This window comes from Pseudomonas sp. UBA6323 (assembly GCF_002439135.1).
Lineage (GTDB): Bacteria > Pseudomonadota > Gammaproteobacteria > Pseudomonadales > Pseudomonadaceae > Aquipseudomonas.
In genome coordinates this window covers 1-4,410 of sequence record NZ_DJSX01000003.1, presented here as the reverse complement: position 1 = coordinate 4,410, position 4,410 = coordinate 1, and the positions used below count along the sequence as shown (strand labels likewise).

Sequence of the window (4,410 nt, the reverse complement as noted above, 5' to 3'; positions counted from 1 at the left end):
GTGTGTTGGCCAGACGCTTACCTATACCTAGTGAGAGGCTATGAACCAGCTGTTCCTTTGGACTTCGATTCTGCGGCCCGACGGAGCGTCCCGAATGAGTTGTCTCAAACCGGGAAGCGAATCTTGCGTTGTTTTCGGTAGCTGCTGCTCAGTTTTGAAGTCAGCGCGACTTCTAGCTCTTTCGCCGCCATATTCCCGGCCGCCTTTCCGCTCTGGTTCTACCCGATCACTCTCCTGCTGACTAGAGTGCTACTCCTAGGTTGGCAAATCGGGCTCGTTTGGATTTTCGGCACGTTGGCCTTTCGTGATGGCTACCTGCGTATCGGGCTATGAACGGTTGGGCCGGTGGGGCACTGGTGGCATTTGGGTTCCAGAAGATCTTCGCGCGCTGAGACGCCTGAGCAGTTCAAGGTCGTCGTGTAATCCTGACGCGTAACCTGCAGGCGACGTTGCGCAATCGAGAGCGAACCCAGTTCGCTCTCGAGATCGCCGCCGAAACGGGGTTAGAGCACCGACCAATCCTTGATGATCGGCGCGTGATAGGCATCTACGGCGTAGCGTCTGCTCGCCAGTGGACGTTACGCCGTGCTCGATGACGGTAAGGGATTCAGCCTAATGCCGTGAACCCCATCATCGAGCAACGACTCGGGCAGCAAATTGCAGTGACCCATGCGCCATGGCAGAGTGTTCTGGGAGATTAGTCGGTCGCAAGGCTGAGATGTAGAGTCGAAGCATACTGGTGAAAACCAAGTGAACCTCGTAGCCCTCTAGATTGTCTCGAGTTTGTCCAAGTTATCGCGATGCAGATGGCCGGGCTCGAACATGTTGGCATCTCTCCTTCAGCGATAGGCGATGGCGCTGTAATCCAGGCTGATCCGGGTACCGGATTTGCCCTGGACGATGGCCTCGATATTTTCCAGCGAGCCGATCACCGCCGTGCTGCCAGTGTTGCGGGCGAACTCGCAGGCGGCTTGCACCTTCGGCCCCATGGAGCCGGCGGCAAAGCCGAGTTTGTCCAGCTCGTCGGGGTGAGCTTCGGCGATGGATTTCTGCGTCGGCTTGCCCCAGTCGATATAGGTGGCGTCGACGTCGGTGGCGATTACCAGCAGGTCGGCGTTGAGCTGTTCGGCGAGCAGTGACGAGCACAGATCCTTGTCGATCACCGCCTCCACGCCATGCAATTTGTTGCCGTCGTACATGGTGGGAATACCGCCGCCACCGGCGCAGATCACCACGCTGCCTTTTTCCAGCAGCCATTTGATCGGGCGAATTTCGAAGATGCGTTGTGGCCGTGGGCTGGCCACGACGCGGCGGAACTTGTCACCGTCCGGGGCGATGCTCCAGCCTTTCTCGGCGGCCAGGCGTTCGGCTTCTTCCTTGGCGTAGACCGGGCCTATAGGTTTGGTTGGTTTCTTGAACGCTGGATCGGCGCTGTCCACTTCGACCTGGGTGAGGATGGTGGCGAAGGGCACCTCGAACGGCAGCAGGTTGCCCAGCTCCTGCTCGATCATGTAGCCGATCATGCCTTCAGTTTCGGCGCCGAGTACATCCAGCGGGTAAGGATTGGCGGCGTCGAAGGCATTGCCCTGCAGGGCCAGCAGGCCGACTTGTGGGCCGTTGCCGTGAGCGATCACCAGCTCGTTTCCGCCTGCAACCTTGGCTATCTGCTCACAGGCGATACGTACATTTTCACGCTGGTTTTCCGCGGTCATGGCTTCGCCGCGACGAAGCAGGGCGTTGCCGCCCAGGGCGATGACGAGTCGCATGATGGTTGCTCCTTGTTCTCGTTCGTAGCCCGGATGCAATCCGGGGATGGCGAGGGGGCGATTGCCCCGGATTGCATCCGGGCTACGGTTTAGATGTCGGCCAGGGTCGCGACCAGAATCGCCTTGATGGTGTGCATGCGGTTTTCCGCCTGCTCGAAGGCGATGTTCCATGGCGACTCGAAGACGTCCTCGGTCACTTCGATGCCGTTCTTCAGGTGCGGATACTGTTCGGCGATCTGCTTGCCGACCTTGGTTTCGCTGTTGTGGAAGGCCGGCAGGCAGTGCATGAACTTCACCCGCGGGTTGCCGGCGGCCTTCATGATTTCGGCGTTGACTTGGTACGGCAGCAGTTCCTGGATGCGTTCACCCCAGGCTTCCACCGGCTCGCCCATCGACACCCAGACGTCGGTGTGGACGAAGTCGACGCCCTTGACCGCTTCCTTCGGGTCTTCAGTGAGCAGCAGGCGGGCGCCGCTTTCCTCGGCGAATTTCTTGCAGGCGGCGACATGTTCGGCGCTCGGCCACAGCGCCTTGGGCGCGGCGATGCGCACGTCCATGCCGAGCTTGGCGCCGATCAGCAGCAGCGAGTTGCCCATGTTGTTGCGCGCATCGCCGAGGTAGGCGTAGGCGATGTCGTGCAGCGGCTTGTCGCTGTGCTCGCGCATGGTCAGCACGTCGGCGAGCATCTGCGTGGGGTGGTACTCGTCGGTCAGACCGTTGAACACCGGCACGCCGGCGTAGGTGGCCAGTTCCTCGACAATCTCCTGCTTGAAGCCGCGATACTCGATGGCGTCGTACATGCGTCCGAGCACGCGAGCGGTGTCCTTCATCGACTCCTTGTGACCGATCTGCGAGGAGCCGGGGTCGATGTAGGTGACGTTGGCGCCCTGGTCGTAGGCGGCCACCTCGAAGGCGCAGCGGGTGCGGGTCGAGGTCTTCTCGAAGATCAGCGCGATGTTCTTGCGGCTCAGGTGCTGCTGCTCGGTGCCGGTGTACTTGGCGCGCTTGAGGTCGCGCGACAGGTCGAGCAGGTAACGCAGCTCACGGGTGCTGTGGTGCATCAGGCTGAGCAGGTTGCGGTTGTGCATGTTGAAAGCCATGAGATTTCGCTCCGTTGGCAAGGGCAACTGTAGGGCGGACATGCTGCAGGCTTGTCCGCCTTCTTGCTGGCAAAGGTGGACAAGGCTGCGCCATGTCCACCCTACGAATATGTGTCCGTCAGTAATCGATTGGGTCGCGGATGATCGGACAGGTCATGCAGTGGCCGCCGCCACGGCCGCGTCCCAGTTCGCTGGCGCTGATGGTGATGACCTCGACGCCGGCCTTGCGCAGCAGGGTGTTGGTGTAGGTGTTGCGGTCGTAGCCGATGACCACGCCGGGTTCCAGGCAGACCACGTTGTTGCCGTCGTCCCACTGCTCGCGTTCGGCCTCGTAGGCGTCGCCGCCGGTTTCCACCACGCGCAGTTTCTTCAGGTTGAGCGACTCGGCGACCACGTCGAGGAAGCTGCGCTCGTCGCGGCGCAGGTCGATACCGCCAGGCTTGCTTTCATCCGGGCGCAGCACGAAGGGCACGATGGAGTTGGCCACTTCCGGGAAGATGGTCACTAGGTCGCGGTCGCAGAAGCTGAACACGGTGTCCAGGTGCATGGCCGAGCGCGATTTGCCCAGGCCGGCGACTATCACCTTGTCGGCGGCGCCTTTGGCGAACAGGGTACGCGCCACCTGGCCGATGGCCTGGTGCGAGCTGCGCTCACCCATGCCGATCAGCACGGTACCGTTGCCGATTGGCATCACGTCGCCGCCTTCGAGGGTGGCCGAGCCGTGATCCTGATCCGGGTCGCCATACCAGACCTCGAACTCTTCATTGATGAAGTCCGGGTGGAATTTGTAGATGGCACTGGCGAGCAGGGTTTCCTGGCGGCGCGCCGGCCAGTACATCGGGTTGAGGGTTACGCCGCCGTAGATCCAGCAGGTGGTGTCGCGGGTGAACTGGGTGTTGGGCAGCGGCGGGAAGATGAAGCTGGACTCGCCCAGATAGGCGTTGAACATCTTCGCTGCTTCCGAATCTTTGTATTTCTGCAGGTCTGCGCCGGACACGCCGCCGATCAGGAATTCGGCGATGCGCCGTGGCTCCAGGCTTTCGATAAACGAACGAACTTCGTTCTGCAGACCGAGGCCGACGCTGTTGGGGGTGATCTTGCGCTCGAGAATCCACTGCAGCGCTTGCGGGTTGCGCACGGTCTCTTCGAGCAGGTTGTGCATCTCCACGACCTCTATACCGCGTTCACGCATCTTGGTCATGAAATCGAAATGGTCGCGCTTGGCCTGCGATACCCAGATCACGTCGTCGAACAGCAGTTCGTCGCAGTTGGCGGGGGTCAGGCGCAGGTGCGCAAGGCCGGGCGAGCAGTCAATCACCTTGTGCAGCTTGTCGGCTTAGGAATGAACGCCTAGGGGTTCCTTGGACATGTCAAACTCCTTCTCGTGGAACGTAGCTCTGGAAGGTCTGGCGCAGCCCTCTTACAAACTCTGGAAACTGTAATAAAGGCAGAATGCGGCAATGCTGACGCCGATCAGTATGGCTTTGAAGCTCAGACTTCAGACGACACTGATACACCGATGGTGCCGATCGCCATGGGTATTG

The 4,410-nt window shown here is 60.7% G+C and carries 3 protein-coding genes and 1 pseudogene; 1 reads left to right on the top strand and 3 read right to left on the bottom strand.

Annotated features, from left to right (window positions below):
* Positions 1-407: 407 nt before the first annotated feature.
* Positions 408-717 (top strand): annotated as a pseudogene (locus B3P22_RS00950) (DUF3363 domain-containing protein); the annotation flags it as partial.
* Between the two features lie 122 nt (positions 718-839).
* Here the strand turns inward: B3P22_RS00950 and arcC are convergent.
* The 3 genes from arcC to arcA form a co-directional block, all read right to left on the bottom strand.
* On the bottom strand, positions 840-1,766 hold the full coding sequence (arcC, locus tag B3P22_RS00945; RefSeq protein WP_038664471.1) for a carbamate kinase: 927 nt from the start codon (positions 1,764-1,766) through the stop codon (positions 840-842).
* Between the two features lie 89 nt (positions 1,767-1,855).
* Positions 1,856-2,866, bottom strand: a complete 1,011-nt coding sequence (locus B3P22_RS00940) for an ornithine carbamoyltransferase (protein ID WP_038664468.1) — start codon at positions 2,864-2,866, stop codon at positions 1,856-1,858.
* A 118-nt stretch (positions 2,867-2,984) separates the two neighbouring features.
* Positions 2,985-4,193, bottom strand: a complete 1,209-nt coding sequence (gene arcA, locus B3P22_RS00935) for an arginine deiminase (protein WP_296269520.1) — start codon at positions 4,191-4,193, stop codon at positions 2,985-2,987.
* Positions 4,194-4,410: the final 217 nt, after the last annotated feature.

Excerpts from the sequence above, each read along its gene's own strand:
- arcC (WP_038664471.1), bottom strand. The coding sequence starts at position 1,766 with ATGCGACTCGTCATCGCCCTGGGCGGCAACGCCCTGCTTCGTCGCGGC.
- B3P22_RS00940 (WP_038664468.1), bottom strand. The coding sequence starts at position 2,866 with ATGGCTTTCAACATGCACAACCGCAACCTGCTCAGCCTGATGCACCAC.